Consider the following 25,922-nt stretch of genomic DNA (forward strand, 5'->3'; position numbering starts at 1 on the left):
GATCATGGTCAGGACGTAAGGGCGCTGACCCGGTTCTCGTACTCGCGGCGGGCCTTGCGCTGGGCCGGGACCGCGGGGAGGCCCTGGCCGCCGTCGAGCGGCTGACAGCGGGTGAGGAGCTGCCGGTGTACGGCGGGGACAGCCGTCACGCGCAGGGTGTAGCCCTGGCCGCGGCGTACGGTCACCTCTTGGTCGAGCGCGGCGCGCTCGGCGGGCTCCAGCTCGGTGAGGCGGAGGTATTCGGCGATCTTGCCCGGCATGTCGAGGGTGATCGGCAGCTCCGGGGCGGGCGCGTCTTCCTCGCTGGCGGTGTGTTCGGGCAGGAGGTCGGCGACGGCGGTGCGGATCGCGCCGCGGCTGACCCGGTAGTCGCGCGCGAGGGCGGCGATGGAGCGGCCTTCCAGGTACGCGGTGCGTACGTCGGCGGTTTGGGTGGCCGCGACGGCGGGGCGGCGCCCGCCCTTCGCGCCCTTGGTCTCGGCGGCGCGCAGTCCGTCGTAGGTCAGCTCGCGCTGGAGGTCGAGTTGGAGTTCGCCGGCGGCGGCGAGGGTCTGCATCATGAACTTCACGGTGGACAGCAGCTCGCCGGTGCGGGGGCGGCGGGCGGTGAGGTCCATGGCGGAGAACGCGCCGTCGTGGATGCGCAGGGCGAGCTGGTCACGGTGGAGGACGTCGAGCACGTCGAGAATGTGCCCGGTGCCGCGCACGAGGCGGAACATCTCAGTACCGCACGCACCGTGCACATCTGGAGCGCGAAGCCGAGCCAGTGATGCTCCGTCCGCCGCAGGGCGATCAGGTCCCGGTCCACGTCGTCCAGGAAGAAGAACCGCTCCAGCTCGGGCCTCGTCGGTCCTTCGCCCTTGACGGCGTCGCCACCGGTCGCGGTCTGCTGAAGGGTGCGGACGTACCGGTCGGCCTCCAGGGAGGGGCTGCGGTGGAAGGCACGAGCGACGGCGGTCAGGTGCCGCCACGCATTCGCGGTCGCCTGGGTGGCGATGAAGACACCAGAGGGCAAGGGGATCTCCTCACAGATGAACGAGTAGGCAAGACCGGTGGCCACTGGGGGGCTTCGCCGCCCAATGCAGTTGCCTTAGAGCTGCGGGGATCGTTGCCCCGTCTGTGACGGAGTGGGGCGTGGGCCAGCGGGTCGGGCATGCTCCGTACCATCCATAGGTGATCAACCCGTTCTTTCACACACCCAGACGCCGCTTCATTACCCTGGCCATGCTGGCTGCCGTTGTCGCCTTCGGGTGGTACGCCGTTCAGCCGGTCTATCCGCGATGCACGATCCACTCAGCGGTCGGCTCGGGGGCCCTCGTGTCCGCTGGCACCTCGGCGGAAGAGATGGAAGCCGTAGCCAGGCAGGCTTACGAGGATGCCTTGGCCGACGGCGCCTGCGGACCATCACACGCCCGATTCCGAGACTGGATCGGCTGACCTGAGCCCGCAGCCCCGACGCGCTGCGGCCCTTGGCGCCGCCGTGGGACCCGCGACGAGATAGAGGCCGCCGCTGCCCTCGCCCGGGCCCGAGCCGAGGAGCCGATCGTCATTCTCGGTACCTCGTCACCTACTCCTTAGGCGGTGACGAGGCTCGGGTTCCCTGAGTACCGGTCTTCCGGTTCGGCGGTTGCTCTTCGGTTTTGTGGTCTGGTTGTGGGCCCAGCGGCCCGGCTGGACTGTGTCTCGTCTGGCTCGGGTCCTCAGGATGGGCCAGCGATTCGGCTTCTTGATCGCGCGCGGGCACTCCCGGCTGCGCCGGGCCGGCAGAAGGCGTGCACGTGCCTCCCGCCCAGCCTCGGCAAAGGAGCGGATGAGCTTGGTGGCGGTCGCTCCGAGCTGGGATGCTGCGGCGGATGATGCGTACACACTTCAAGTAGGAGACACGGTCGGCGTCCACCGTCGGGCGGGCGAGCGCGGCCGTGTGGACGAACTGGCGGATTGCGTGGTGGACCGCGAGGCAGGCCCACAGTTCCTGCCGGACACCTTCCGGGGTCCGCGACCTGATCGGCCCGCCGGGGCCGAGGTGGTTCTTGATCTCGTTGAAGGCGAGCTCGATCTCCCAGCGTTCCCGGTAGATCACGTGCTTCGGTAGCGTTCGGCCCTCTCGCGCGGCTCGGAGCCGGACGTCCTTGCCCGGTCGCGCCATCGACAAATACGAGCCGTCCGGAAGTTCTTCCTGGGCGGTGCCGAGGTGGTTGGACTGGAGCCTGACCAGCAGATCCGCGCCCACTGCGGTGAAGACGTGAGCGAACTCGACCGACCAGAAGCCGCGGTCGGCGATGACCAGGTCACCGGGACCGGTGGAGCCGGCCAGCGGGTAAGCGAGGCTGCGCTCGCCGTCGCGGTAGCCGCCGAGGCGGGCATCGAGGACTCCGTACGTTCCGATCTCGGCGAGGACCACCGCCCTGACCTGGGGGAATCCGAAGGGGACGCCGCCGGTGGTGGAGGGGCCGTCGAAGGTGTCGCCGTTGCTCGTCGAATCCGGGAGATCGAACTGGGTGCCGTCCAGGGCGAGGAGCCGCAGTCCTAGCCACCATGCGCCGGGCGTGGCCGGGGTGGCGAGCGGGCCGGCGACCTGGCGGAACACGGTCGCCAGCACGTCCTCGCCGAGGCGGGCGCGGGCTCGGCACAACGACGACCGGTTCACCCGCGCGAGGGCCCGGCTGCTCGGGATGCCGCTGGTCAGCACTCGCAGCACCTCCTCGTACGACTCCCGGGCGAACAGGCACAGGGTCAGGACGAAGTACACGACCAGCCGCGCCGGCAGGAGTCGGCGGCGCCGCTCGGCACGGTCGTGCTTGGCTATCGCCGCGTCGACCAGACGGTGCGGGCCTGGCGTGCCGACTCGGCCGCCTACCGGACACGGCCGGCCTCCTTGATGGCGGGTCTTGGCCGCGATTGTGTCCTGCTCCTTGGCCTCGTGCAGGAAGGCTCGGACGGCGTCGGCGAGCTGCTCGTCGGTCTTCGTGCTGTAGGGGCGGTCTTTCCACGACGGCGTCTGCTCGGGACGTTCCCCGGCCGGGGCGGCGCCGCGGTTCGCCTCGGTTTCCGCGTTGTGCTGGGGGATGCTCTCCGTGGTCTTCGACTGCATCGCGCCGCTCTGGCCGACACGGTCCGGCGGGCTTGGTCGAGCCGGACCTGGTGGGGCACACTCACCCGGCCTGCCGCAGCGCAGGCGCGGCGGGCGGCATCGTCCGTCCGGCGCGCTCGGTGCGGGCCTGCAGGATCGCGGCGGCGCGTACGGCTTCAGCGGTCTGGCGCTGCTGGGCGCGAACGTCTTCGAGGGCCGGCGGCGCCTCGTCCTCCTGGTCCTGCTCGACGTCAGGGAAGGCGCGGCCGGCGAGCTCGCGGCGGACCTGCTCTTGGCGTTCGACGGCGGCGGCCAGAGCCGGGTCCTCTTGGCGGGGCGGGGCGACCGCGCGGTGGGCTTCGAGGGCCCGGCGGTAGCCGGCCGACGCGGTCTCCCTCGTCTTCACCGGCCCGGCCGGAACGACCGGGCGCGGCGCCGGATCGGCGGCGGCCGGGGACGTCGCCGACGTGGTGACGGCGCGGGCGGCGGGCGCCAGGACGTGCACGGCCCTGATGCTCGCGCCGGGCACCGCCTGGTTGGCGGCCGCGAGCAGCTTCGGCGCGCACCAGCGGGCCTGCGTGGCGTACGCGGGGGCGTCGGGGACGAGGTCCAGGCGGCCGGACTCCTCGTCGACCGCGACGGCCCGGACGTGACCGGCGAGTTCGGGCGCGGCCGCGGTGAGGATGGTGTCCCACTGGGCCAGGACGCTGCCGCCGGCGGCCGGGGCGATCAGACCGCGCTCGGTCATCATCATGCCGATCGCTGCGCCGAAGGCGAGCGGGGCGCGGCCGTCGCGGACGACGGTGGTGGTCCGCCGCCTCGGCTTCTGCCGGACCTCGGACTTCTTCGCCTTGGCCGCCTCACGGGCGGCGAGGAGGGCCTGGCGGGCGAGGTCGACGCCGCTCGTCTCCGGTGCGGGGCTCATGCGATCACCTCCGGGGTCTCGTCGTGCAGCGGGCGGGCGGCGAACTCGGGCAGGCGCTGCGACCACGGCTCGGGCCGGACCGGCTCCGGGCGGGCCCGGGTGTGCAGCTGCTCCAGCCGCACGGCAAGCAGGTGCTCGGCAGTGCGGGTCTGGGCCTGCACGGCGGCCTCGGTCGCAGCCCGCAGGGCGTCGTCGCTGTCGGGCAGCGCCCGGAACCAGGGCTTGGCGAGCTCGGTGGCGTACGCCTTGCGGGCCTCGGCCTGGGCGTCCTCGCTGCGGCCGAGCATCACCAGGGCCTCGTGCCGGTACTGCGCGACCGCGCTCTCGGCGACCAGGAACGCGTTGTGCGCGGCTGCGTCCCGGGCGGCGTCCGGGCCGGCTGCCTCCAGGGCGGCCGGGTCGGTGATCTGGAGGAACTCGGCCCACCCTGAGGCGATGCCGGTCTCGATGGCCGTACGGACCTCGGCGGCGACGGCCGCGACAACGTTCTGGTCGGCCGGGTCGGCCGACCAGATGGCCGCGAGGAGACCGGCCTCGGCGATCAAGGCCTGGGTCTGGCGCCGGTGACCGCACGCCTCGCACAGCCCGGCCGACCGCTCCCGGCCGCAGTCCGCGCACGCCACGACCTGCCGGGCCGCCGCCTCGGCCGCCACCCGCTCCCGCTCGACCAGGGCCTGCGCCTCGGCCTCGGCACGGAACGCCGCACGGCGCGCCTCCCGATCCCGGGCCTCGGCCTGCCGGGCCACCAGGTCCGCGGCCTCGGCCTCGGCGTGACGGCGCAGCCGGGCCTCGATCTCCCGGTAGCGCGCGTCGGTCTCCAGGCCGGGGAGCTCCTGGTCGACCTCGGCCGCGATCCGCACCCGCCACGCCCGGCGGCTGTGCAGGACGTTCTCGCAGTTGGCGCAGTCGGCGCCGGTGTCGATCCGGGCGCCGTCGTCGCACCGCACGTCCGAGCACGACGGCCGGCGCACCAGCCCGCGGTGGGTGATCCAGCCGTACGGCCGGGCGATCAGGGCCTCGCCGCCGGTCTCCTCGAGCCGGGACGTCAGCCGGGAGGCCAGCACCGACGGAGCCTGCCCCGCCCACTCCAGCACGTTCCGCAACTGCGCGAGCTCCGCCTTCGCGGCCTCCACGACGCGGTCTTGCTGCCAGCGGTTCAGTTTCGTCCACAGCCAGGACACCGGCGCCAGAGCCACCCGCAGGTCAAGATCGGCCGGGAGTTCCGACCGCTCCTGCTGCTGCGTCTTTCGACCATCCACGACCGTCAGCCGGACACCGGCACCAGCAGTGACGCCGCCTGCCTGCTCCTGCTCCTGCTCGTCGACGGATGACTTAGTGGGCTTTTCACTGCGAAGCGGGTCGGCCCCGGCTACCGGGTCCCCGGACTCGGCAACGCCGCTCTCGCCGTCGACGGCCTGGTCCTCGCGCACGCACGCGCGGTCCGGCAGATCACAGGACCCCCCACGGCCTTCGCCGGAAAAGCCACCAAAAAGCTGCGGGGGAACGACGGGAGTAACCAGGTGAGAGTGGTCAGTGTGAAGGGCTGCCGCAACGTCGGGCTCTGCAACATCCGCCTCATCCGTCACCGCCACCCCGCTGACCTGGGGCTCCGTCGCCAGGCCGGGTGTCTCACTAGGCCCTGCCGTAACGTCGGGGTCTGAAAAATCGGGCTCCAGGTCCTCTGCACGGTCCTCTTGGACGTCGTCGGCGACCGTACGGCCGTGCGCGGCGGCGACCGCCGCCACCATCAGCCGCGTCCGGTACGCCATCTTCGACGCCGTCTTCAGCCGCACCCGCAGCACCAGCTCCCGGGCCTCCAGACGCTCCAGCACCCGCTCTCCCGCCGACGCCGAGCAGCCCAGCAGCCGGGCCACCGTCGCCGCGGCCCGGCCACGCCGGGTGTCCACCGTCCCGCCGCACAGCCGCACCCGGCCGGACTCCCGCGCCTCCAGCACCAGCAGCAGCAGCGCCAGACGATCCGTCGCCGCACCCCGACCGGTACGCGTACCGATCAGCCCGGCCGGAGTGATCCGGCCGTCCTTGTGCTTCCAGCCCGGCGCCATGACGGCCTCGAGCAGCCGCTGGAGCGTCGCGAACTCCTTCTTCGCCAGATTCAGCGGGTGCCCGACGACGTCCTGCGCCGCCCACAGCGGCAGCACCTTGCACTCCAGGCCGATGTCCTCGCGGTACTCGCCCTTCTCGGTCTCCACCGACACCACACCCGAGCGGCGCAGCCCCGACACCACATCAGACGCCGTGTACGACGCGGACATCCCGATCCACCGGCCCAGCTCTGAGGTATGGATCTGCACCACGCCGTTCTCCGCCGGAGTCCGCGACGCCAGCACCAGCACCGCCAGACGCACCGCGTCCGACGCACCGTCCAGGCCGGGCACGTCCAGCAGCGCGCGCACCGCGCCACCCAGACGGGCACGCGCGTCCCGGCCGAGCGACAGCGGATGACCCGCCAACCGCTCCGGGACCGGCCCGGCTGGGACGGACCACAGCCGACGCCGCCTCCCGCCCGACGGACCGCCGACGGAGTTGTCGACGACGTCCCACAGGGGGTGGTCCAGGGCAGCGGCCGACGCCGCGCCCGCATTCATCGGGGGCCCCCGACGAGCGTGATGGAGGAAGCGGGGGCGTAGAGAGGCGACGGGGCGGACAGGACGGTGCAGGCGGTCATGGCCGTGGTGTAGCAGCCAGACCGGACACCCCCCTCGGGGGCGATGCGAGGGCCAGGTACAAGGGCGCGAGAAGAGATCACCCCGGCAGCCTGGGCCGGCCGCCCTGTGGACAGAGACCACCGAGCCCCGATTACCCTCGGCGCTCCCGCGCGGCGAACAACAACTTCAGATCGCGTCCCGCCACACGGGAAGCCGCCCCCGAGGACGGTCTCGTCGACGAGGTCCGTACGGGAATGCGCGAACGCGTCGGCCACCGCCACGGCGCTCACCGAGCACCGCCGGACACCTGCACGACGGAGGAAAAACCGGCGTCGAGGACGGCAGACCCGACTGCCCAAAACGAGGTAAAAGCGACTACGCGCGCATAGCCGGGGTGGAAAACGGCATAGCAGTCCTGCACAATGACTCCTGTCGTGGAGGCATCGCCAAGACGGCACAGCGAAGCCCCCTGTGGGTGCTTCGTGGTTCTGGGAGAACCAGTACGAGCGTTCGGATCCGGCTGCTAACCGATCCGGACGACCCCTTCGATCGGGCTGCTAACCCGGTCGGTGTCAGATGGGGGCGCTCGGTCGAGGTGTTGTACGCACCTCGGGGACTGAGCGTCCCGGCGGCCATGAGCTCTCCAACGAGTGCCGCCTCACGCAGCTACGACGTAACCGCCTCCAGCAGTGAGACCTGCCCGCACCGCCTACCGGCGCGGAAGTCGATGTGCTTCAGCTGGCCCCGGTCAGGAGCGGTATCGCGGAGGTCCTGAAGACGCGGGCACCCCGCCGGAGCGACGCTCATGCGTCGCTGCAACGGCGGGGTGCTGTGTGTCCGCGTGCGGGTACGGGTACCCTTCATCACGCGACCTCCTTTCCTGCATCGAAAGTAGTTCGCCGGGCCGGGTTATCCCGGTCGAGAGCCCCTGAAGACCCTGGCCGGTCAAGGGGGCTTTTTCTTGTGCGGTTGTGGATCAGCTCCGAGGACACCCTACTCCCACCATCTGCCAGAGAGTGACGACAGGTAACAACGTGTCGGTCGGATGCGCCGCAGAAGATGGGCTGGTCAGCCTCGGAGACCGAGGCCTGTAGCAACTGACCTGTCACGAGAGGCCCTTCGGAGAGGTATCCACCCGCATCCGATACCGCAGACGGTACCGATGCGCCGCTTTCGTCATCAGCGTGGCCTCGATGGGCCGACGATCGTCCGAGTAGACCACCCGGAAGGAGACCAAGACGGGCATCCCTTTCGGCAGCTCCAGCGCGACGGCCTCTTCCTCGGTGGGGATTTCGGCGGAGACATCGTCGACGGACTCACGAGGGGGGAATCCCATGCTGCTGAGCAGAGCGGGAGTTCCGCCCTTGATGCGTCGGTTCTCCATCATGGGAGTGCCTTCGCAGAGGCTGAGCGGGTAGTACGAGCGCGTTAGCTCGGTCGGTTCACCATCGAGGGTCAGGAGCAGCTTGCGCAGGAGAACCTGCTCCATGCCTTCCAGCTCCAGCGCGGCGGCAACTTCGGCCGGGGGCGTTACAACGGCGACGTCCAGAAGCCGTGCACCTCCGACCTGGCCACGTTTCGATGCCTCCGTCATCCACTTGTAGGGCTCGCCTGCGTTGGCCGGGGCCATGTAGGCCAGAGGCTCGATCGCCTGCTGTCCGTGCTGCCGTACGTATACGCCCTTTCCCGGGCGGCCTTCGATGATGCCCTCGTCCTTCAGCAGCTGTAGAGCCTTCTGGACTGTGACATTTGAGGGGTTTCCGTACTGTTCCATCAACTTCACCACAGCCGGCAGCTTGGCTCCCGGCTCGAGGTCGCCCCGGAGGATCCCGCGCCGAATGTCGGAGGCGATCTTCTGGTAGGGGTCCCTGGCGTCGGTGTACTCACGATTCACGGGACGCTCCCTGTACTAGTCGGTAGGTGAGGTGTCGGTCTGAAGGCATCGTCATGATCGACACCTCGAAGGGAACGTCCTCGGCGGTCGAGCTGATCCTGACGAGTGTGAGTACTGCACTGCCGGGAGCAAGCCCTAGGTGGGTGGCCTGGCTTTCAGTGGCGGTGGCTGCGTGTACCTGCTCGACCGTCACCTCGCTCAAAAATCCTAGATCGGCCAGTAGCTTCACCGCTCCGCCAGGGATTTTCCGGGAGTCGGCAAGCCGGGTGCCAACCGCGATGGAAGCGGGGTAGTAGGAGTCGGACAGTTCGACAGCTACCTCGTCCAGGAGGATCAATCGCCGTCGGACTACCACCAGGGAGTCGGGCTCCAGGCGCAACGCCTCCGCCACCTCCATTGGAGGGGGGAGGGTTGCCACCTGCAAGGTCTTCTGGCCGCCACGACGCCCGTGATGTGCAGCCTCGTCAGTCCAGGCGTTCGCGGAGCCTCCTGGTCGGGGACGGATGTAGGGCCCGGAATCACTGATCCAAGACTGGTCTGACATGGCCTTCCCCTTCTGCGGTTGATCTCCAATGACCTTACTGCCATACGTGCACAAGCATTATGCACACCATACTTGCTTGCCTAGTATGCAGGTATACCGGTACGGTGTGAGCCATGGAAGCCACGGAAACCACGGAAGTGGGACCCGGTGAAGTAGAGCTGGCTGTCGGCGAGTACGTCCGGGCCAGCACCATCGCCGAGTACTTCGACATCGGCCTCTCGACCGTCTACCAGGCCATCGAGCAGGGTGACCTGCCCGCCATCGGTGTGGGCAATGGTTCGAAGAAAGCCCTCCGAGTGAGGCTCAGCGACGTACTTGCGTACGAGAAGAGCCGCCGGATCAAGCCCAAGAACGCGCCGACCCTCTAGTTGAAGCGCAGTTCTCACAGGACGCACCAAACGAGCACCACCGCACCATCGCAAAACAGCGGGTTTCGCCTCTTCGGAGGCGGCCGGGGTCGTCGGGCATCTACTGCCGAAAACGAGAGCTCCATCAACTCCCCCGGGTCTAACCCGCACGACGTGTATGTGCACGTCACAGCGCTCTGCGCTGTCCGTCCTGCGGGACGCCGGCCTCGTGCCGTGCGGCCTGCGGGGCGGAGAGCACAGCGAGCCCTCGTCACCCGCCCCGTGAGGAGCCCCCCATGTCCACTCCCCTCTCTGATGGCACCGCCCGTCCCCGCAGGACCCGCACCCGTTCGCGCCGAGTCTCCGTCCAGCCGGTGCTCGCCGTTTCCTCCCTGAAGGTCCACCAGTACGACCTGGACCCCAAGTGCATCTCGCTGATCTGCCCCGACTGCAAGACCTGGGTGCCGATCGACCGCTTCCAGCACACGAAGCACCGCCTGGTCCCGCACGACACCGGCGTCGCCTGGCAGGACAAGGCCGCCCGCTGCCGGGGCAGCAACCGCCTGGTCGACGTCGACGTCGACGTCGACACCTGGCGTCTGAAGACCGCGGAGACGGCCTCGACGGTCGCCTCCCGTCGGCCGAACCGAGTCACCCGCAAGCCCCGGACCGCCATCGCTCCGGCCGTCAGTCAGATCGCCGCCCAGCGACAGGCGCCGGCCGTGAAGCCGATCCGTACCCCGTCGTGGAAGCTGCGCAAGACGCAGTGGGAGAAGACCGCACCGGCGGTTCGCAGGACCGACGCCCGGCGCGCGGAGCGGCCCGCCGGGGCCGCCCCGCTGGGCGCACCGCTGGTGCCGACCAAGACCCTCCACCCCAAGCCGCACGCGGCCTGACCCGCACGAACGACCGCGGCCCCGGCCGTCCCCGAACCACCGGGGACGGCCGGGGCCGCGGCTGCTCGTCCGGCAGTCACCCGAAAAGCAGATCGGCCCCCGGGTGCATCCGGAGGCCGATCGACGGACCCGGTAGGAGGCCCAGTTGAACACCCTCAGCATCCCACACGCCTTCCCGCGAATCACCGGCAACTGCCCGTCCTGCAGCGGCACGTTCGAGACGTGCCGCTGCGGCCAGCGGCCTGCTGCCCGGACCGGCAGTCCCGTCCGGGCCTGGGTCGGCGAGGACATCCACGAAGAGGACGAGGCCAAGGGCTACGAGCCCGAGGAGCTGTACCGGCCCCACGACCTCGTGAAGCTGACCGGCCCGGTGCGGGCTGCCGAAGACCCCTGCCCGATCTGCGAGCACTGGCGTTGCCGGTGCGCCACCTCACTCACCTCCGTTCCGGCCCTGACCGGTGCCGGATCGGTCTGGGGGTGGGCGGCATGACCGAGGAGGAGCGCGCGGCGATGCTGCGCAAGCTGGCCGAGACGAATAAGCGCTCGGAGAACCACCAGAAGTAACGCCTTCCCGGCATTGCCCATCGGTCCCGCGCCTTTTCGGGCGGGGTCGGTGGAGAGCGTCGGGACGACCTCGCTCCGGCCGGTACGGCCGTCGACACAGCAACAGCCCCGGGTCCGCAACCCCGGGGCTGTCTTGCACCAAGGACCTGTCTGGAGGCCCCTGATGAAGTTCATCGTACCCACCCGCCACTACGCGCCGACCTCGACGAAGGCGGTGCCCGCCGACACCCGCCCGGCCTGCGAGAACACGGACGACCCGGACCTGTTCTTCCCCAACGGCAACACCGGGCCCGCGCTCCTGCAGATCGCCGAGGCCAAGCGCCTGTGCGCCCTCTGCCCGCAGCTGATCCAGTGCGGCAACGACGCCCTGAAGCGCGGCGAGGAGTACGGCGTGTGGGGCGGGCTGTCCGAGGACGAGCGCCGCGCCCTGCGCCGCCGCACGGCCCGCGACCGGTTCACGGACGCCGCCTGACACCGAGGACCCGGCTGTCGTTCCCGCCTGCCGGGAGCGCGACCGAAGTCCCTGCCCGCCCGAGTGCCCCAACCGAGGCCGGCCGCCCGCCCGACGGGCCGCCGGTCTTGCCGTACGGCCCCGTCCGGGAAGTCCCTGGACGAACCCGCTCGCTGGAGGAATCGCGATGACGCGCACGATCCCGCTCCTGCACCCCCTCGACGACCGCGGCCGCCTGCCGCGCCCGCTGGCCGACGAGACCAGCCGTCTCCCGAAGGACGTCCGCGACGCCGCCGACGCCCTGGCGGCCGCGTCCGCGAAGCCGGTGCTCTCCTCGGCCGCCGACATCGCCCGTTACTGCCACCCTCACTACCTGCGCGCCGAGCCGATGGCGTTCGGCTCCGCCACCTTCTACTTCCGCGCCTTCACCGGCCGCGAGCCGCGGCCGGAGATGCCGCGTGAGGCGTGGAGCGACCCGGCGCTGACCCGGGAGCAGCGGCGCGAGCTGGACGGCCAGTACACCGTGGCCGAGTCGCTGTGGTCGCAGGGCCGGCTGAGGATCCAGGCCGCGCCGGTGCTGCACCGGGCCGCCCCGCTGTGGCAGGCGTGGAAGGAGGCCGAGGCCCTGCTGCGCGAGACGTTCGAGGCGTTCCGTCACTCCCCCGACGGGATGTGGCGCGCGCAGCTGCTCCGGCTCACCGAGGCCGAGCAGTCCGCCCTCGAGGCGGCGAGGGCGTGGGACACGGTCGCCGAGGAACTCTCCCTGCTCGCCGCCGAGCAGCGTCGCGCTGCGACCGAGGGGCACGAGCTGGAGCTGACCACGGTCGCCGCCGAGCTCGGCCTGGACGCCTCCGGCTGGGTCATCCACTGGCCCGACGACTACTCGCCCCGCCCCTACTCCTGGGAGCACCAGACCCCGGTGGTCCGCGCGCTCACCACCGAGATCGAGCAGCAGCGTAAGCGCCTGAAGGAGGTCGCCCGGCTCGCGGGCGACTCCCACACCATCTGAGACCCGAAGGAGAACCTCCGTGCAGACCACGGAAATCACCGAGCTCACCAAGAAGAAGGACGCCGACCCGCCCGTCCGGGAGCTGGGCACGCTGCGCACCGGCATCCTGATCGCCGCGACCGTGCCGATGCTCGTCGTCGGCGGTGTCGGCGCCTGGGGCACGTTCACTAACATCCGGTCGGAGTTTCCCCGCAACGCCACGGCGCTGGGCGTCGTGGTGGCGGGCGAGGGCGGCACGCTCATCCTGGCCCTGGTCATGGTCCTGGTGACCCTGCTGGGGCAGTCCTCGCCCCGCATGGTCCGCCTGGGCCTGTGGCTGCTGCCCATGGTCGCCTCCGTGACCGGCGCGGTCGTCGCCGACACGGTCGAGGAGCGGATGGTCTACGCCGTCACACCGCTGGCGATGATCGCGGCCTCCGAGGGCCTGGGCCTGATCGCCCGCCGGGTCGTCATCTACTGCACCGGCGTCGACGCCGAGGCCCGGCGCCGCAACGCGAGCACCATGCAGCGCCTGGCGGTGCGGCGGGCGCTGGCGAAGGGTCACCCCTGGGGCTGGTACCGCGCAATGTCGGAACTCGCCTCGTGGCGGCTGGTGCGCAAGGTCGGCGTCGGCGACGACGACCTGGGCGCCGGCCTGGTGAGCGTGCAGCGCGACCGGCTGGGCGAGGGAGCCGACACGGCCCTGGCCACGATGTTCGGCCTGCCCGTCACACCGGCCGTCCCGGAACTCGTCGCGTCCGTCACGCCCGCCCTCGAACCGGGGGCACGCAATGACGGACCCGTCGCACCGGCCGGGGCGCCTTCCGTGACGGAAACGGCCTCCGGTCACAGCGCCGCCACGGCCCCCGGGAACATCGTCACGCAGGTCAGCGGCCCGGCGCCCGCCGGACCGTCGCACCCGGCCGGAACCGTCACGGGCACGGACAGCGCCGCCGTCGCACCGCCCGCGACGGAATCCGTCACGGGCAGCGCGACGAACCCGGCGCCCGGTGCGCCGTCCGTGACGGAAACCGGCACGGACGGCGACGCCACGGCCAAGTCCGTCACGCCCCCGGCGGCGCCGAAGACGACCGTGACGCTTGAGGAGGTCGCGGCCGTCGCGGGCGTGCCGGTTCCCGAGACCGGCGAGCGCCTGACCGACGAGCAGCTCCTCGTCGTCCTGCGGCACCTGCGCTACCGCGACGACCCGCCCACCTCCTACCGCCAGGCCGTCGCCGACTTCCGCGACGCCGGCTTCGTCGGCGGCGAGGAGCGCATCCGCCGCACCTGGGGCGAGCTGATGTCGCACGAGGAGAGCGAGGCCAAGAAGACCGAAGAGGCGGCGGAATCCGGCCACTCCGACGAGGCCGCGAATGCGGACGAAGAGGACGAGGAGGAAGCCGGGCCGAAGTCCTGAAACCCCCTCTCCGGCACCACCGGTGAAGGCCGGCCCGGCTACCTGCCGGACCGGCCCTCGCCGCGACTGCCGGAGCAGTCGATCTCACCTGCACCGACCCAAAGGGGTCCGGCATGAGCACCTGGCAGTTCGCGGTGGGCGTGGTCCTCGCCCTGGTGGCCCCGGCCGCCGTGGTGACCGCCCCGTTCCTGGCCGTCCACGCGCGCACCGAGCACGACCACGGCCCCGGCTGCTGGTGGTGCCACCCGCGCCTGATGCACCGCCGCACCCGCCCCTGAACCCCTGCGTCGGCACCACCGGTGAGGGTCAGCCCAGCCCCCGCCGGACTGACCCTCGCCGCGACTGCCGGACCCGCTTCACGCAGTCGACCGGCGGCAGCAGACCCGCCCGGCAGACCCGGCGAGCGACCCGACGAGCGGCCCCTTGGCCGCAGACCCGGAACGCAGACCCGGCGAGCCCTCCGGCGAGCACCGCCCAGTCCTACCGACCCACCCCCCGATCGATGGGAGGAGACACCGCACGATGAGCGGCTCTACGTACTGGACCAAAGAGATCCGCAGGGCCGACGGCCGCTCCCCGAAGGAGGGCGCGACCAAGCGCCTGGACCGCCTGCGCGGCGTGCTGCGTGAGGTCGACCCAGCGGTCGCCAACCGCGCCTGGCGCGAGGTCGGCGACGCCCTCCAGAAGATCACCGAACGCTACACACGGTGACGTTCACTCAATTCATTCACCCGCGGACGGAGGTGAACGGTCGCGGGCCCTACACGCGTACGTACGCGTACGAGGCCCGCGTTCACCTCCGCCCGGTCGCAGACCGTGAAGGGAACGCGATGGAGATTCTGCTCGCCGCCTGCCTGCTGGCATGGGCGGCAGGAGCGCAGAGCGAGCGCGCGGCCTTAGGCGTCAGCCCGGCCCAGCGCGCTCTGATCAAGGAACAGGTCCGCCACGACAGGACCGTCCAGAAGATCGCCGAGAAGCACGGCACGGCGCCCCCGCCGGCCACCGGAAGCGGGGTTCCGCTGTCGACGACGGTGCCCGCGCCGGTCGCTCCGGGCTCGGTCCCGGCGGCGCCCGAGCCGGTCACGATCCCGGCCGCGTTCCTGGCCGGCTACCGGGGCCACACCCCCGTCGCCCGCGTCGCCACCCCCGTGGGGCGGCACGTGGGCGGCTGGGCGGCCCGCGGGGTCGCCTGGACCAAGGACTCGGGCCGCTCGGCGGTCAAGGAGTTCCGCAAGCGCCGGGCGGCCGAGGGCAAACCCGACCCCGCCCCGGTCCTCGCGCCGATCCCGCCGATGCCTACCGAACCGCCCACCGTCGGCACCACCCCGGCCACCCCGGTCGCGACCGTGCCCTCCGCGGCCACGGTCCCGCCGAAGCCGGCGGAGCCGCCCACGGCGGGCACTGTGACGCCGCCGACGCCCCCCGGCGCGGACGGCGAGGACCTCTGGTCCGACACGGACGACGACAAGTCCGGCTCCGCCGCAGCGCCCAAGGCGCCCGAGAAAGCTCCTGAGGCCGCCTCAGGGCCTTCCGCAGCCGCGCCGGGTGGTACGGAGCCGTCCGAGCCCCCGACGGGCCCGCAGGGGGCCGTCGAGCCGCCCGTCGTGGCGGTCCCGGCGCCCCGTCTCGCCGAACCGGCCCAGTCGGAGCCGCCTGAGTCCGGGCCGGAACCGGCGACGGTTTCCGGCCCCGAACCGGCCCCGGCGCCCGTCCCGGAACCCTCCGGTGGCGGTGGCTCAAAAACGCCCACGACCCCTCAGGGAGGGATTGGCCGCATGGCATCCGAAATCAGCTACGGCTCGGTCATGGAGGAGAGCGACGAGCTCGCCCTCATGTGCGACGACGACCTGCTGGTCTACAAGCGGATCAAGGACCGCTGCGTACGGGAGATCGGCCGTGCCGACGAACTCAAGGCCCAGTTGAAGTCCGGCGGCGTCAAGGACTGGGTCACGCGCTGCCAGGAGCAGTACCGCCAGCTCCTGGTCCAGATGGAGGACCTGGAGACGAACACCGTCTCCCAGGCCGAGGCGGTGGTGAAGGCCAAGGCGCTCCTCGAGCAGGGCCAGGGCTTCTACGCCGACATCGCCCTCGACATGGAGAGCGTCGAGGAGCGCCAGTTCTACATCTCCGACCAGACCGACGCCGAGGACACGAACGCCGTGTCCGAGACCTACGAGACCAAGGGAGCATCCGCATGAGCGTCGCCGGAAAGGCCATCTCGGCCACCACCTACGCCGCCGTCCTGGCCCGCGCCGCCGCCTACGGCGTGCGCGCCGGACGGACCCGGGCCGCCGTCGAGCGCATGCAGACCCGGTTCAACGACCGCGCCGACTCCGCCCGCTACCTCTCCGAGGCCATGGGCCGCCTCGACGTCGACGCACCGACCGTGACCGCCTACATGGAGGTCGCGACCCTGTCCAACGCGATGGCGGACAACGTCGGCTCCATCGTGTCCACCTCCGACGCCCTGGCGGCCGCCGCCGAGGGCCTGGACGACGAGACCCGCTCCCAGCACAGCCGCATGGCCGAGGCCAACCGCACCCACCACGTGCCCATGGCGGCGTCTTCCTTCATCCAGCGCCAGTAGGCGCACCCTCACCCCAGGAGCGGCCGGGGCCGCCCCTGGGGTGGCCCCGGTCGCTCCCTTTCCCATGGGAGAAGCCGATGGCGACGAAGCACGCGCCCACGACCAAAGACACCACCGAGAAGACCGAGAAGAACGAGGACACCGAGCAGGAGCTGAGCGGTGTCCGGGCGCGGGTCGCCGAACTGCAGCGCTCCCCCGGCCTGTACGCCGGGGCCGCACTCGGCCTCGCCCCCCACCTGCTGCCCGACGGACCCCTGCTGGTCACCACGATCAGCGCGGGCGGCGCGGCCGCCACCTGGTCGGCGCTCGGGATGATGCCCGGGCCCTGGCGGTGGCTCCCGGGCAATGGGGAGCCGTGGGAGTGGATGTGCCGCTCCAGCCGCCGCGGCTACCGACGCACTCTGCGCCGGATGCGCACCCGCCTCGCCCAGGACCACACCCTCAACCCGGTCGTCGGCGCGGACGGACTGCTCGTCCCCACGCTCGCCGCCGGACAAGGCTGGTACGACCACGACCAGCGCCCCGCGCTCGTCCGCGAGGCCACCGCCGGCGCCCGCCGGGCCCGCTGCGAGCTGCTGCGGGCCGTTTGGGCGAAGGCGCTGCCGAACTGGGAGAAGAGCTGGTGGCGCCGCTACAGCCCCGTCGAGATGGCGCTGCGCGCCGGGCCGCTGGCCGCGATCCCGGCCTCCGGGCTCGCGGACATGCCCTGGTGGGCGGACCTGCTCGTCGGCTCCATAGCGGCCACCTGGGGCGCGAAGGTGTGGGCGAAGCCCGACTCCGCCCACCCCGAGGAGACCGGAGCCGAGGGCCCGGACTGGTACCTGGCCCGCTGGGACGAGTGGATCTCCTGCGAGCGCGGCTCGCTGCCCGGCTCCCGGCTCGTCAGCATGCACCTGGACGAGGACAAGCTGTCCGCGGTCATCGTCTCCACCACCGCGAAGGCCGCGACGACGCTGACGCAGGACTCGGTGTCCATCGCGTTCGACGTGCCCCCGCGGGCGGTGAACATCTACCGGCCCGACGACATGCCGGCCTCCCGCGCCAAGCTCACCGTCCGCCTCCGCGCCCGGACGGTCAAGGCGCTCGACGAGGACGACCTGCCGGCCGTGTGGAAGGAGTACGGTCCCTACCCCGGCAGCGAGCTCTACGACGTCGAGGAGACGCAGTTCGGCCGCCGCTTCAAACTCCTGCTGCCTCGGCGGGGTGCGGGGGTCGGGGAGGTCCAGGAGCTCAGCATCGCCCAAGCCCTCGACATGGAGGGTGAGAACGGCGCCTCCCGCCTGCATCTGCGGGTCCTGGACGCGCGCCGGATCGAGGTCAACGACATGTCCGTCAACCCGCTCGCGGGGGGCGTGCCGTTGGACCTGGACGCGCTGATGATGGACGGGCAGGGCTACGTCACCGTCGGCCGCGACGTCTACGGCGCACCCGCGAAGTGGCGGCTGCTGAAGTTCGACCCCAAGCGGCGTGGCCTGTCCGGTGCGGCGTCGGCCTCGTCCGTGCACTCCTTCGGGTCGGGGACCACCGGCGCGGGCAAGACCTCCCTGGAGGAGGACCTGCAGATCGCGCAGCGGGCCAACGGGTTCGTCTCCTGGCTCGCCGACGGCAAGGGCGGCGCCGGGTACGCACCCTGGATGCGCGACCTGGATTGGATCGTGAAGTCGCCCTACGGGGCGATGCTTATGGGCCAGGCGTCCAACGCCGTCTCGGAGTTCCGCTACGCGGAGCAGATGACGATGCAGTGGCTCGACGAGGAGGGCTACACCGAGCACGGCAGGTCGTTCTTCGTGCCCGGTGAGCCGTTCGCGCCGATGGTCGTCACCTGGGACGAGTTCAACGAGATGATCCTCAAGAACCCGCAGGCCGACCACGTCAAGCCGCTGCTGCGTTCCGTCTCCAGCGTCGGCCGGCTCTCCCGCGCGGCCGGGATCGCCGCCCGGATCTGGGTCCAGATCCCCAACCTGGACTCCATCGGCTCCGACGCGTCCGCGAACGCGATCCGCGACATGCTCCAGTCCGGCAACATCGCCCTCTTCCGCACCGCCCGGTCGGACGTGGACATCATGTCGCTGGGCTCGCGCACCCCCGAGTACCGCCTGGCCCCGCTTCCCGAGCGGTTCCCCGACGGCTCGGAGACCGGCGGCCTGTTCTACATCGCCGACGGCAAGGCCCAGTACACCCAGTCGAGGGCCATGTTCCACACCAACCCCGCCCGCGTGAGCCGGCAGTTTCCGCTGCCGACGCTCACCGACCGCGAGGCCGAGGTCGCCGGCGAGGCCTACCTGCGCCGGGAGGAGTACCGGGACCTCGACGCCGCCGGCGAAGAGGAGTTCCTGCGCGACCTCGTCGGCCAGCAGCAGGCCAAGCCCGACAAGAGGCCCACCGTCATCGACCTCGCACCCCGGCCCGGCCCCGCCGGCCCGGTGGGCGGGGCCGAGGTGGACGTCGACGACGAGGACCTGGACGAGCTCGTTCCCCCGACCCGCTCCGAGCTGGTGTGGGGCGCGGTCGATTCCGGGGCCCGCCGCAACAAGGAGATCTCGGTCGTCACCGAGCTCAAGCCGACCAACGTCGCGAACGCGACCCGGCGCCTGGAGCGTCTCGGAAAGCTCCGCAAGGTCGAGCGCGATTGGCACACCGCCGAACGCCTCGACGCCTGACCAGCACTTTTCCCCGCTCCACCCACTCCATCCCACCGCCACCCTGAACGGGAGTCACCTCATGGCCTTCAACCTCACCCTCACCGCCCTGTGCACCCTCGCCGCCCTCGGCCTCGGCATCTGGTTCAAGAAGGACAGCAGCTTCCGCAAGCGCGAGTTCATCGCCGTCTCCGCGTTCTGGATCCTCGTGGTCGCCACCCCCTGGGGCGCCACCGCCATCGCCAAGGCCCACGAGGCCCTCGGCACCGGAGCCCGGGTCGCCAGCGACACCGTCAACAGCGTCTCCAGCAAGTAACCCCCACAGCCCCGCGCCCGGCGGCGGCCCGCGCACCCGGCGGGCCGCCTCCGGGCGTGTCCGGTCCCGGATCAGGAAGGAAACCCACGTCATGGCCGACCACCGCGACAGCGTCGAACGGGTCCCGATGACGGCCCAGGAAGAGTTCGAGGCGGCCCGGCTCCTCGCCGACGGCTACAGCACCACCACCCCCGCCGCCTCCCGCTACCGCGACCTCACCCCCGAACCGGACCGGGGAGATGCCGTGCCGCAGGTGCAGCCCGGACGGCCGCCCATGTCCCAGAAGACCACCGACCACGTCTCCCTGGTCCTGGCCTACTCCCTCGGCTCCCTACCCGTCGGCGGCGCGTTCTCCCTGGTGCTGTGGCCACTCTCCAGCGTGGACGCCACCACCCTCGCCCTGGCCGCGGCCGCCCCGGCCGGACTCGTCGGCACCGTCGGCATCGCCGCCCGGATGATCGGCCGCGCCGTCCGCGACGGCGCCCCCGCCCTGCCCCGCACCACCACCACGGTGCACCACCACCACGGCACCACCCACCTGCAGCACAACGAGCTGCACAGCGACAGCAAGTGGTTCGGCCGCACCACCAACCAGCTCCCGCACGACCCGAGCTGACGCTGACGTCTGCCTGTCCCTGCCCGTACCCCTTCACCGGGGCCCGGGCACGGGCAGGGAGCCGACACAGCCCCGGCACCACCCACCCCGCACCACCCGCACGTCGTCCAGACCCGTTCCCGACGTAAAGGAAGCCCAGCCGTGAGCAGCATTCCCCGCCCCCGCTCCAACGCCGACGAGCACCGTCCCAACGCCGCCTCCCCGGCCGCCTCCGGCCCTGACCGTGCCCGCGGCTGGCTGCGTGCCCGCTTTTACGACATCGACATGGGAGCCACCTACGGCTGGGCGATGATGGCCGGCTGGCTGCGGATCGCCTCCGTCGTCGGCGTCGTCCTGGTCGTCCTCGGCATCGTCTACGGGATCGGCTCGGCCGCCCTCGACGCCGGACACGCCCTGCCGTGGAAGATCCCGGCCGACCGCGACCCCAACGGCCTGCTGGCCACCATCGACCAGCCCATCCGCGACTACCTGGGCACCCACACCGCCGGCCTGCCCGTCACGGCCACGGTCGCCTACGGCACCTGGCAGGTCCTGGGCGTCCTGTCCCTCGCCGGGGGCTGGTGCCACATCAGCGGCGCCCGCCTGACCTGGGTGCTGTGGGTCGCCGCCACGGTGGCGATGGTGTGGTCCGCGACTCCCGGGCCCGGCCGTCCCGTCGCCGCCGGTATCACCGTCCTGGCCGGAGCCGTCTTCAGTGTGATTGCCCTGAACGGCCTGTCCCTCACCCCGACCGTCCTCGTCGACATCCACACCCCGACGCCGCCCGCGCCGCAGGTCCACGCCGAGATCCACCTGCCCAAGCCCGAACCGAAGACGCCGCTCTACAAGCCGTTCGACCCGCAAAAGCCCGGACTGAACTGACCCCGGACGCCCCGCCCGGACCACCGTCCCCTGCCCCCTGCCGGGTGGGGACCGGTGATCCGGACAGGCCGCCCGGCCCGCCCGCGTCCCCTTCGGATCCCTCCTTGGACCAGGGGCACGGCACTTCCCGCACCCCAAGGAGGACCCGATGTTCCGGCTCATTCGCACCCGCACCCACCGCCGGCTCCTCACCCGCATCCAGGAACTCCACGACCGCGCCAGCAGCCAGGAGCGCGGCCGCCTGGCCGCCGAGTACCGCATCACCCAGGCCCTGGACCTCCTCAAGGCCGAGGACACCGAGCTGTCCACCCGCCTGGCCGACGCCCTGACCGGCGACGGCATCTTCACCGTCGCCCCGTCCCCGGACCCCCACCGCACCACCGAGGTCCACCACTGACCCGGGCACCCCGCCCGGCTACTCGCTCCCCTCCCCGCGCCCTGTCGACGAGCCCTTCGCCGACAGGGCGCAGCACTGCCCGCCATCAATCCCTTGTTGGAGGACATCCCGTGCTCGTTACCCGCCCGCGCCGCCGGATCGGACGCCCGCGTCCGCAACGCCCCGGCCCCCGCTACCCCGCCGCCCCGACCGGCTCCCCGGCACCTGGAGCCGGTGATGCCCCGGCCCCGCCGAAAGCGCCGGCGCCCCGAGCCGGCCCGGGGCCGCGCCATGCGGCTTCCCTCGAGGAGTACGACCGCGGCGCGGTCCCCGAGGGCCTGGCCACCCGCCGTCAGCTGCGGGACATGGGCCTGAGCCCCGGCGCCAACCAGGGCCCGGTGGCGATCCTGCGGTGCAGGCTGTGCGCGACCCGCCCGCAGTGGTCGTGCACCCACCCCACCCGCGGCTTCCTCCTCCGCATCGACCTCGCCCGCCCCAAGCGCGTCCCGACGCTCGCCCAGGAATACGCCCTGGACCGGGCCACGGCCGCGAGGCAGACCTGCGGCACCTGCGGAAGACGGTTCCTCTACTGCCTCTCGAAAAAACTCGGACGCTGCCTGGAGTGCCACGACGGCACCCCCGCCCACCCGAGCAGCTACATCACGCCCTCCGGCCGGCACTCGCTGGCCGCCTGACCCGCACGGACCCGGAAGGACCCGCCGTGACCACCACCGACCCCTCCGCCCCGCCCCAGGTCTTCGCCCGCTACCTCACCGTCGCCGGCTCCGCGCTCACCGACCCCGCCCTCGCGGTGCACATCACCGTCGACGTCACCGACAGCCGCCACCACGAGACCAGCACCCTGCGGCCCGGCCGGATCGACATGTGGGGCCGGATCACCTGCACCGGATGCCACATGAGCACGGAGACCTGCGGCGGCAACGACTACGACCAGGAGGACCGCGAGTCGATGTCCGCCTACCTGGCGGACAAGTCCCGCCCGGCCGCGCAGGCCCACGCGGAGAAATGCCGCGCCATGCCGGGGCAGTGACCACCATGACCTCGCGCACCGCGCTTCTGCTCGCCGCCGTCCCCGCCACCGCAGCAGTGACGGCGGCGGCCGCGCTCGCCCTCAAGGCCGGCGCCTGGCAGCTGGACGTCTCCCGCCACGAGATCCGCCTCACCCCGCGCCCGCGCCCCGGTTGCCCCGACTGCCGAGGCGCGGGCGGCTGGTGGTCCGACGGCATCTACCCCGGCGGAGAACTCTGCTGGTGCTGGGACCGGCCCACCCGCACCCTCCACCTCCTGCCCCGCCCCGACTGGGACGACGAACCCCCGTTCTGACCCGCCCCCGCCCGCCAAACACCGCCCGGGCGGCCCGCAACGCCGCGGGCCGCCCTTCCGCATCCCGAAGGAGCTCCTCGTGAACACGTTCGCCCGCCGCATCACTGCCGCTCTGACCGAGGCCGCCGACACGGTCACCATGCTGACCGGAGCCGCCACCGGCGCCTGGACCGGCTACACCTACGCCCCCTCCGGCCTCGACGCCGCCCTGCACCTCCCGTACACCGGCGCCGCCGCCCTGGCCGGCGCCCTCGTCTTCGCCGCAGCCGCCGACCTGGTCCTCATCCCGATCCGCCGCCGCCTCACCCCCAGCGCCCCGCTCTACCCGCCCGCCCTCTCGGATCGTGGCGCGGCCGTGCCGGGCGACCTGGACGAGGCGCTCGGACAGATCGGCGCCGCCACCGAGACCGACGCCGCACACCGCGCCGCCCAGGCCGCCTACCGCATCGACCTCAGCAAGAGCCTGCTCAGCAACGCCACCCGGTGGCGCGGCTACACCAACGCCGACGCCACCTTCTACCTCGCCCCCGGCGCGGTCCTGCACCACCACCGGGAGGAGGACCAGTACGGCGTCCTTGAGCACCACTACCTTCTGCTGACCGCCGAGGACCCGACCCCAGTCCCCATCACCAACGTCGCCCAGCTCCACGAGGACCTCGCCTCCCGGGCCCGCGAGACGACCAAGGCCGCCGTCGAGGTGGCGTCGAACGCGGTCTGACGGCTCCCTGTGCCGCCCCGCCTCCCGCGTCTGCCGGAGGCCGGGGCGGCGCGGAGGACCGGACAGTCCCGTCCGGCACACCCCTGGCGAGGAGACCCGCTGCTCATGACCACCACCGAACCGGCCCCGACCCCGACCCCGGTCCCGGCTTCCGGGCTGCTCGACAAGAACCTGACCGAGGCCTGCCGCGACACCGAGGCGAAGATCGCCCGCGTCGACACCAAGGCATCGTTCCTCTTGGCGTTCGACGGGGCGATCCTGGCCGGACTTGCGAGCCTCGCCGACAAGCCCCTGCCGCTGCCCGCGCGGATCGCCGGCGGCGCCGCCGCCCTCGTGCTCGGGGTCGCCGCCGTGCTGCTGCTCTGGGCCGTCCGTCCCAACCTCGGCGGCCGCCGCCGGATCGTCCGCGAGGGCTTTCCCCGCTGGGCGGAGCTGGACGAGCCGGAGTTCCTGGCCGCACTGGCGCAGGACACCCGAGCCATCAAGGCCCGGGCCCTGTCCCTCCTCGCCGTCAAGAAATTCCAGGGGCTGATCCGTGCGGTCGACACGATCCTCGCCGGACTCGCCCTGCTCCTGCTCGCCGCCGTCCTGGCGGTGACCGCATGAGCCCCCGCCTCAGCCGCCCGACTCCCGTACCCGGCTTTGACCAGGCCGTCTTCCGCTGCGGGAAGTGCGGCGCCCGGCGCACCGCGAGCACCGAAGCCGAACACGTCCGGGTGATCAGCGCCCACCGCGACGCGCACGCCGTCTTCGACCGGCTCAACGCGATCGAGCGCGACGGCATGGGTTCGATCCTGCGCGTGCTCCTGGGCGACGTCGCCCTGTCCACCGAGCTCCTGGCTCTCATCGACCAGGACGTGCCCGAGCCGCCGGCCGGGGCGCCCGGCTCTCGCAGCCGCCGGTCTTCGTGAGCGCACTCTGTGCTGTCCCACCCCGGGCCTCTCGTGGTCCGGGGGCGGGACGGTCGCGGTGGCCCCTCACGGCCTGTCCAGCACACCGCCGGCCCACCGGCACCCAGACACAGAAAACCCCGAGGCAGACGCATATGGCGTGCAACCCAAACGCCTGCCCCGGGGCCACCCATCCCATACGAGACGAGAGGGACACCCCAGTATGACCCCCGTTATGCAGTTACGGACCCGGATTGGGACCCGCGCACTCCTGCTCACCACGGCTGCCGTGCCGCTGACCGGCTGGACCGTGCACGCCCTGGCGCTGCACCGCAAGCTCGCGGCGACCCGGAAGGACCCGCTGACCGGGCTGCTGCGCCGTGACGCCTACACCCACCGCGCCCGCCGCCTCCTGGCCCGCCACAGCGACACCGCGACCGTGATCATGGTCGACGCCGATCATTTCAAGGCCATCAACGACCGCCTGGGCCACGCGGTGGGCGACACGGTGCTCGCCGCGTTCGGCGCCCGACTCGCCGCCTGGGCCGGACCGGCCGCGGCCGTCGGGCGCCTGGGCGGCGACGAGTTCGCGCTTGTCCTCGACCTGCCCGCCGCTCGTCGTGTCCAGCGCCTGGAGCAGCTGGTGCGGATGCTCCACACCCCGGTCGTCCTTGACGACGGCCGGGTGGTCGACGTCGCCGCCTCGGTCGGCGCCGCCACCCCGGCCACGGTCGGCAGCCGCGACCTGAGCGTCCTTCAGCGGGCCGCCGACGCGGCGCTGTACGACGGCAAGCACACCGGGCGCGCCGTCCTGGCCACCGCCGCGCACGCCACCGTCCCATCTCTCAACGGACGTCGCGCCGGGCGTCCGGGCACGGCTGTGTGGGGGCGGGCCGCGTGAGCACCGACCGCCTGCCTGCGGGCGACTGGATCCGGGGCATCACCATCAAGCAGCCCTGGACGGCCGCCATCCTCGCCGGGCACAAGACGATTGAGAATCGCCCTCGGCCGGTCTGGCGGCCGGGCTGGGTCCTGCTGCACGCCGGCGGACAGATCGACCGGCGCGCACGGCGCGACCCGCTCGTCGCCCGCGCGGTGGGTGGCCGTGAGTTGGTGACCGGCGCCGTCCTCGGCGTCGCCCGCATCACCGCCCTGCACCAGGACCCCGACGGATCCAAGCCGTGCACGCCATGGTCGATCCCGGGCCTGTGGCACCTCGAGCTCGCGGACGTTCAGGAGCTCGCCCTGCCGGTCCCCGCGACCGGATAGCTCGGCCCCTGGCGCCCGACACCGCAGCTCCTGGAGCGCGTCTTCGACCAGCTCCCGGGCTTTAGGCCGTGACCACCCGCCGCCCGGCCCCCGCACCGTCCGAGCCGTCCGTCATACCGGTCCGACTCCTGGACTGGCGCGACGGAGCGCACTTCGCCCGGCCCGAACGGTGCGTGCTGTGCCAGAGGACGACTCCGCTGCGCTCCCACGACAACGAGCCGGTTCACAAGACCTGCGCCGAGACGTGGAACGCCGCCCATCCGGGCGAGACCCGGTTCGTCTCCGACCCGCCCAAGAGCGGCAAGGGCCGGGACCACGCCTGACCTCCTCCCTCCACCGTCTGGAGGCACCTGTGAGCGACACCGACCGCGACATCGACCACACCCTGGCCTACCCCGAGCCACCGGCCTCCCCACTATGGCACCGCGACGGCCCCCGCACCCGGCCCCTCACCCCCGAGCAGCAGCGCCGCAACCGGGCGCTCCTCCTCACTGCGCAGAAGCACCCACGCCCAACCACCACCACCGACACCGCCGCCGCGTAG

At 72.1% G+C, this 25,922-nt stretch carries 31 protein-coding genes and 2 pseudogenes; 26 read left to right on the plus strand and 7 right to left on the minus strand.

Annotated features, from left to right (window positions below):
• Window positions 1-8: 8 nt before the first annotated feature.
• Entirely contained in the window at window positions 9-719 is a 711-nt protein-coding gene (locus ACFY7E_RS24465) for a hypothetical protein (protein WP_389488138.1), read from the minus strand.
• Window positions 720-730: 11 nt separating this feature from the next.
• A pseudogene (locus ACFY7E_RS24470) lies at window positions 731-850 on the minus strand (DUF4158 domain-containing protein); the annotation flags it as partial.
• A gap of 323 nt (window positions 851-1,173) precedes the next feature.
• Between ACFY7E_RS24470 and ACFY7E_RS24475 the strand changes: the two are divergent.
• A complete protein-coding gene (locus ACFY7E_RS24475; protein WP_389488140.1) occupies window positions 1,174-1,437 on the plus strand; it encodes a hypothetical protein in 264 nt (87 codons plus the stop codon).
• A gap of 130 nt (window positions 1,438-1,567) precedes the next feature.
• Here the strand turns inward: ACFY7E_RS24475 and ACFY7E_RS24480 are convergent, their stop codons facing one another.
• The 5 genes from ACFY7E_RS24480 to ACFY7E_RS24500 all read right to left on the minus strand — a co-directional run bounded on the left by ACFY7E_RS24480 (window position 1,568) and on the right by ACFY7E_RS24500 (window position 9,099).
• Window positions 1,568-3,091, minus strand: coding sequence for an IS4 family transposase (locus ACFY7E_RS24480; protein ID WP_389488141.1), 1,524 nt, complete (start codon window positions 3,089-3,091; stop codon window positions 1,568-1,570).
• A gap of 61 nt (window positions 3,092-3,152) precedes the next feature.
• Window positions 3,153-3,995 (minus strand): DciA family protein, encoded by an 843-nt coding sequence (locus ACFY7E_RS24485; RefSeq protein WP_389488143.1) that lies wholly within the window; start codon window positions 3,993-3,995, stop codon window positions 3,153-3,155.
• Window positions 3,992-6,409: a hypothetical protein gene (locus ACFY7E_RS24490; protein WP_389488145.1), complete on the minus strand. Its 2,418-nt coding sequence runs from the start codon at window positions 6,407-6,409 to the stop codon at window positions 3,992-3,994. The genes ACFY7E_RS24485 and ACFY7E_RS24490 overlap by 4 nt, the downstream gene beginning before the upstream one ends.
• A gap of 1,357 nt (window positions 6,410-7,766) precedes the next feature.
• Window positions 7,767-8,555 carry a GntR family transcriptional regulator gene (locus ACFY7E_RS24495; protein WP_389488147.1) on the minus strand — a complete coding sequence of 263 codons (789 nt, stop codon included), beginning with the start codon at window positions 8,553-8,555 and terminating at the stop codon, window positions 7,767-7,769.
• A complete protein-coding gene (locus tag ACFY7E_RS24500; protein ID WP_389488149.1) occupies window positions 8,545-9,099 on the minus strand; it encodes a GntR family transcriptional regulator in 555 nt (184 codons plus the stop codon). The genes ACFY7E_RS24495 and ACFY7E_RS24500 overlap by 11 nt, the downstream gene beginning before the upstream one ends.
• Window positions 9,100-9,212: 113 nt before the next feature.
• Here ACFY7E_RS24500 and ACFY7E_RS24505 point away from each other — a divergent pair, with 113 nt between their 5' ends.
• The 25 genes and pseudogenes from ACFY7E_RS24505 to ACFY7E_RS24625 all read left to right on the plus strand — a co-directional run bounded on the left by ACFY7E_RS24505 (window position 9,213) and on the right by ACFY7E_RS24625 (window position 25,922).
• The gene (locus tag ACFY7E_RS24505) at window positions 9,213-9,467 is read left to right on the plus strand and encodes a helix-turn-helix domain-containing protein (protein ID WP_389488151.1); all 255 of its coding nucleotides are present in this window, start codon (window positions 9,213-9,215) and stop codon (window positions 9,465-9,467) included.
• Window positions 9,468-9,742: 275 nt separating this feature from the next.
• Window positions 9,743-10,342 carry a hypothetical protein gene (locus ACFY7E_RS24510; protein ID WP_389488153.1) on the plus strand — a complete coding sequence of 200 codons (600 nt, stop codon included), beginning with the start codon at window positions 9,743-9,745 and terminating at the stop codon, window positions 10,340-10,342.
• A gap of 145 nt (window positions 10,343-10,487) precedes the next feature.
• Window positions 10,488-10,832: a hypothetical protein gene (locus ACFY7E_RS24515; protein WP_389488155.1), complete on the plus strand. Its 345-nt coding sequence runs from the start codon at window positions 10,488-10,490 to the stop codon at window positions 10,830-10,832.
• Window positions 10,833-11,069: 237 nt separating this feature from the next.
• The gene (locus tag ACFY7E_RS24520) at window positions 11,070-11,378 is read left to right on the plus strand and encodes a WhiB family transcriptional regulator (protein WP_389488157.1); all 309 of its coding nucleotides are present in this window, start codon (window positions 11,070-11,072) and stop codon (window positions 11,376-11,378) included.
• 166 nt (window positions 11,379-11,544) lie between these two features.
• Window positions 11,545-12,366 carry a hypothetical protein gene (locus tag ACFY7E_RS24525; protein WP_389488159.1) on the plus strand — a complete coding sequence of 274 codons (822 nt, stop codon included), beginning with the start codon at window positions 11,545-11,547 and terminating at the stop codon, window positions 12,364-12,366.
• A 19-nt stretch (window positions 12,367-12,385) separates the two neighbouring features.
• Window positions 12,386-13,762 (plus strand): hypothetical protein, encoded by a 1,377-nt coding sequence (locus ACFY7E_RS24530; protein ID WP_389488161.1) that lies wholly within the window; start codon window positions 12,386-12,388, stop codon window positions 13,760-13,762.
• 113 nt (window positions 13,763-13,875) lie between these two features.
• Window positions 13,876-14,040: a hypothetical protein gene (locus ACFY7E_RS24535; RefSeq protein ID WP_389488163.1), complete on the plus strand. Its 165-nt coding sequence runs from the start codon at window positions 13,876-13,878 to the stop codon at window positions 14,038-14,040.
• Window positions 14,041-14,284: 244 nt separating this feature from the next.
• Entirely contained in the window at window positions 14,285-14,473 is a 189-nt protein-coding gene (locus ACFY7E_RS24540) for a hypothetical protein (protein ID WP_389488164.1), read from the plus strand.
• Between the two features lie 119 nt (window positions 14,474-14,592).
• Window positions 14,593-15,960: a hypothetical protein gene (locus ACFY7E_RS24545; RefSeq protein WP_389488166.1), complete on the plus strand. Its 1,368-nt coding sequence runs from the start codon at window positions 14,593-14,595 to the stop codon at window positions 15,958-15,960.
• Window positions 15,957-16,349: a hypothetical protein gene (locus ACFY7E_RS24550; RefSeq protein WP_389488168.1), complete on the plus strand. Its 393-nt coding sequence runs from the start codon at window positions 15,957-15,959 to the stop codon at window positions 16,347-16,349. Before ACFY7E_RS24545 ends, ACFY7E_RS24550 begins: the two co-directional genes overlap by 4 nt.
• 77 nt (window positions 16,350-16,426) lie before the next feature.
• Window positions 16,427-19,009 carry a hypothetical protein gene (locus tag ACFY7E_RS24555; protein ID WP_389488169.1) on the plus strand — a complete coding sequence of 861 codons (2,583 nt, stop codon included), beginning with the start codon at window positions 16,427-16,429 and terminating at the stop codon, window positions 19,007-19,009.
• Window positions 19,010-19,070: 61 nt separating this feature from the next.
• On the plus strand, window positions 19,071-19,304 hold the full coding sequence (locus ACFY7E_RS24560; RefSeq protein WP_389488171.1) for a hypothetical protein: 234 nt from the start codon (window positions 19,071-19,073) through the stop codon (window positions 19,302-19,304).
• Between the two features lie 91 nt (window positions 19,305-19,395).
• Window positions 19,396-19,920, plus strand: coding sequence for a hypothetical protein (locus ACFY7E_RS24565; RefSeq protein WP_389488173.1), 525 nt, complete (start codon window positions 19,396-19,398; stop codon window positions 19,918-19,920).
• 141 nt (window positions 19,921-20,061) lie between these two features.
• A complete protein-coding gene (locus ACFY7E_RS24570; RefSeq protein WP_389488175.1) occupies window positions 20,062-20,781 on the plus strand; it encodes a hypothetical protein in 720 nt (239 codons plus the stop codon).
• 148 nt (window positions 20,782-20,929) lie between these two features.
• Window positions 20,930-21,178 carry a hypothetical protein gene (locus tag ACFY7E_RS24575; protein WP_389488177.1) on the plus strand — a complete coding sequence of 83 codons (249 nt, stop codon included), beginning with the start codon at window positions 20,930-20,932 and terminating at the stop codon, window positions 21,176-21,178.
• A 344-nt stretch (window positions 21,179-21,522) separates the two neighbouring features.
• Window positions 21,523-21,852: an RRQRL motif-containing zinc-binding protein gene (locus ACFY7E_RS24580; protein WP_389488178.1), complete on the plus strand. Its 330-nt coding sequence runs from the start codon at window positions 21,523-21,525 to the stop codon at window positions 21,850-21,852.
• Window positions 21,853-21,878: 26 nt separating this feature from the next.
• On the plus strand, window positions 21,879-22,208 hold the full coding sequence (locus ACFY7E_RS24585; RefSeq protein WP_389488180.1) for a hypothetical protein: 330 nt from the start codon (window positions 21,879-21,881) through the stop codon (window positions 22,206-22,208).
• 5 nt (window positions 22,209-22,213) lie between these two features.
• Window positions 22,214-22,501, plus strand: a complete 288-nt coding sequence (locus tag ACFY7E_RS24590; RefSeq protein WP_389488227.1) for a hypothetical protein — start codon at window positions 22,214-22,216, stop codon at window positions 22,499-22,501.
• 79 nt (window positions 22,502-22,580) lie between these two features.
• The gene (locus tag ACFY7E_RS24595) at window positions 22,581-23,219 is read left to right on the plus strand and encodes a hypothetical protein (protein WP_389488182.1); all 639 of its coding nucleotides are present in this window, start codon (window positions 22,581-22,583) and stop codon (window positions 23,217-23,219) included.
• 105 nt (window positions 23,220-23,324) lie between these two features.
• Window positions 23,325-23,825, plus strand: coding sequence for a Pycsar system effector family protein (locus ACFY7E_RS24600; protein ID WP_389488184.1), 501 nt, complete (start codon window positions 23,325-23,327; stop codon window positions 23,823-23,825).
• Entirely contained in the window at window positions 23,822-24,130 is a 309-nt protein-coding gene (locus ACFY7E_RS24605) for a hypothetical protein (RefSeq protein ID WP_389488186.1), read from the plus strand. The genes ACFY7E_RS24600 and ACFY7E_RS24605 overlap by 4 nt, the downstream gene beginning before the upstream one ends.
• Before the next feature lie 214 nt (window positions 24,131-24,344).
• Window positions 24,345-25,010 (plus strand): GGDEF domain-containing protein, encoded by a 666-nt coding sequence (locus ACFY7E_RS24610; protein ID WP_389488188.1) that lies wholly within the window; start codon window positions 24,345-24,347, stop codon window positions 25,008-25,010.
• A pseudogene (locus ACFY7E_RS24615) lies at window positions 25,007-25,450 on the plus strand (hypothetical protein). The gene ACFY7E_RS24610 and the pseudogene ACFY7E_RS24615 overlap by 4 nt, the downstream one beginning before the upstream one ends.
• Complete coding sequence (locus ACFY7E_RS24620) at window positions 25,447-25,701, plus strand: hypothetical protein (protein WP_389488190.1); 255 nt, start codon at window positions 25,447-25,449, stop codon at window positions 25,699-25,701. The pseudogene ACFY7E_RS24615 and the gene ACFY7E_RS24620 overlap by 4 nt, the downstream one beginning before the upstream one ends.
• Before the next feature lie 29 nt (window positions 25,702-25,730).
• Window positions 25,731-25,922 carry a hypothetical protein gene (locus ACFY7E_RS24625; RefSeq protein ID WP_389488192.1) on the plus strand — a complete coding sequence of 64 codons (192 nt, stop codon included), beginning with the start codon at window positions 25,731-25,733 and terminating at the stop codon, window positions 25,920-25,922.

The organism is Streptomyces sp. NPDC012825 (assembly GCF_042900925.1).
In the GTDB taxonomy this organism is placed as follows: Bacteria; Actinomycetota; Actinomycetes; order Streptomycetales; family Streptomycetaceae; genus Streptomyces.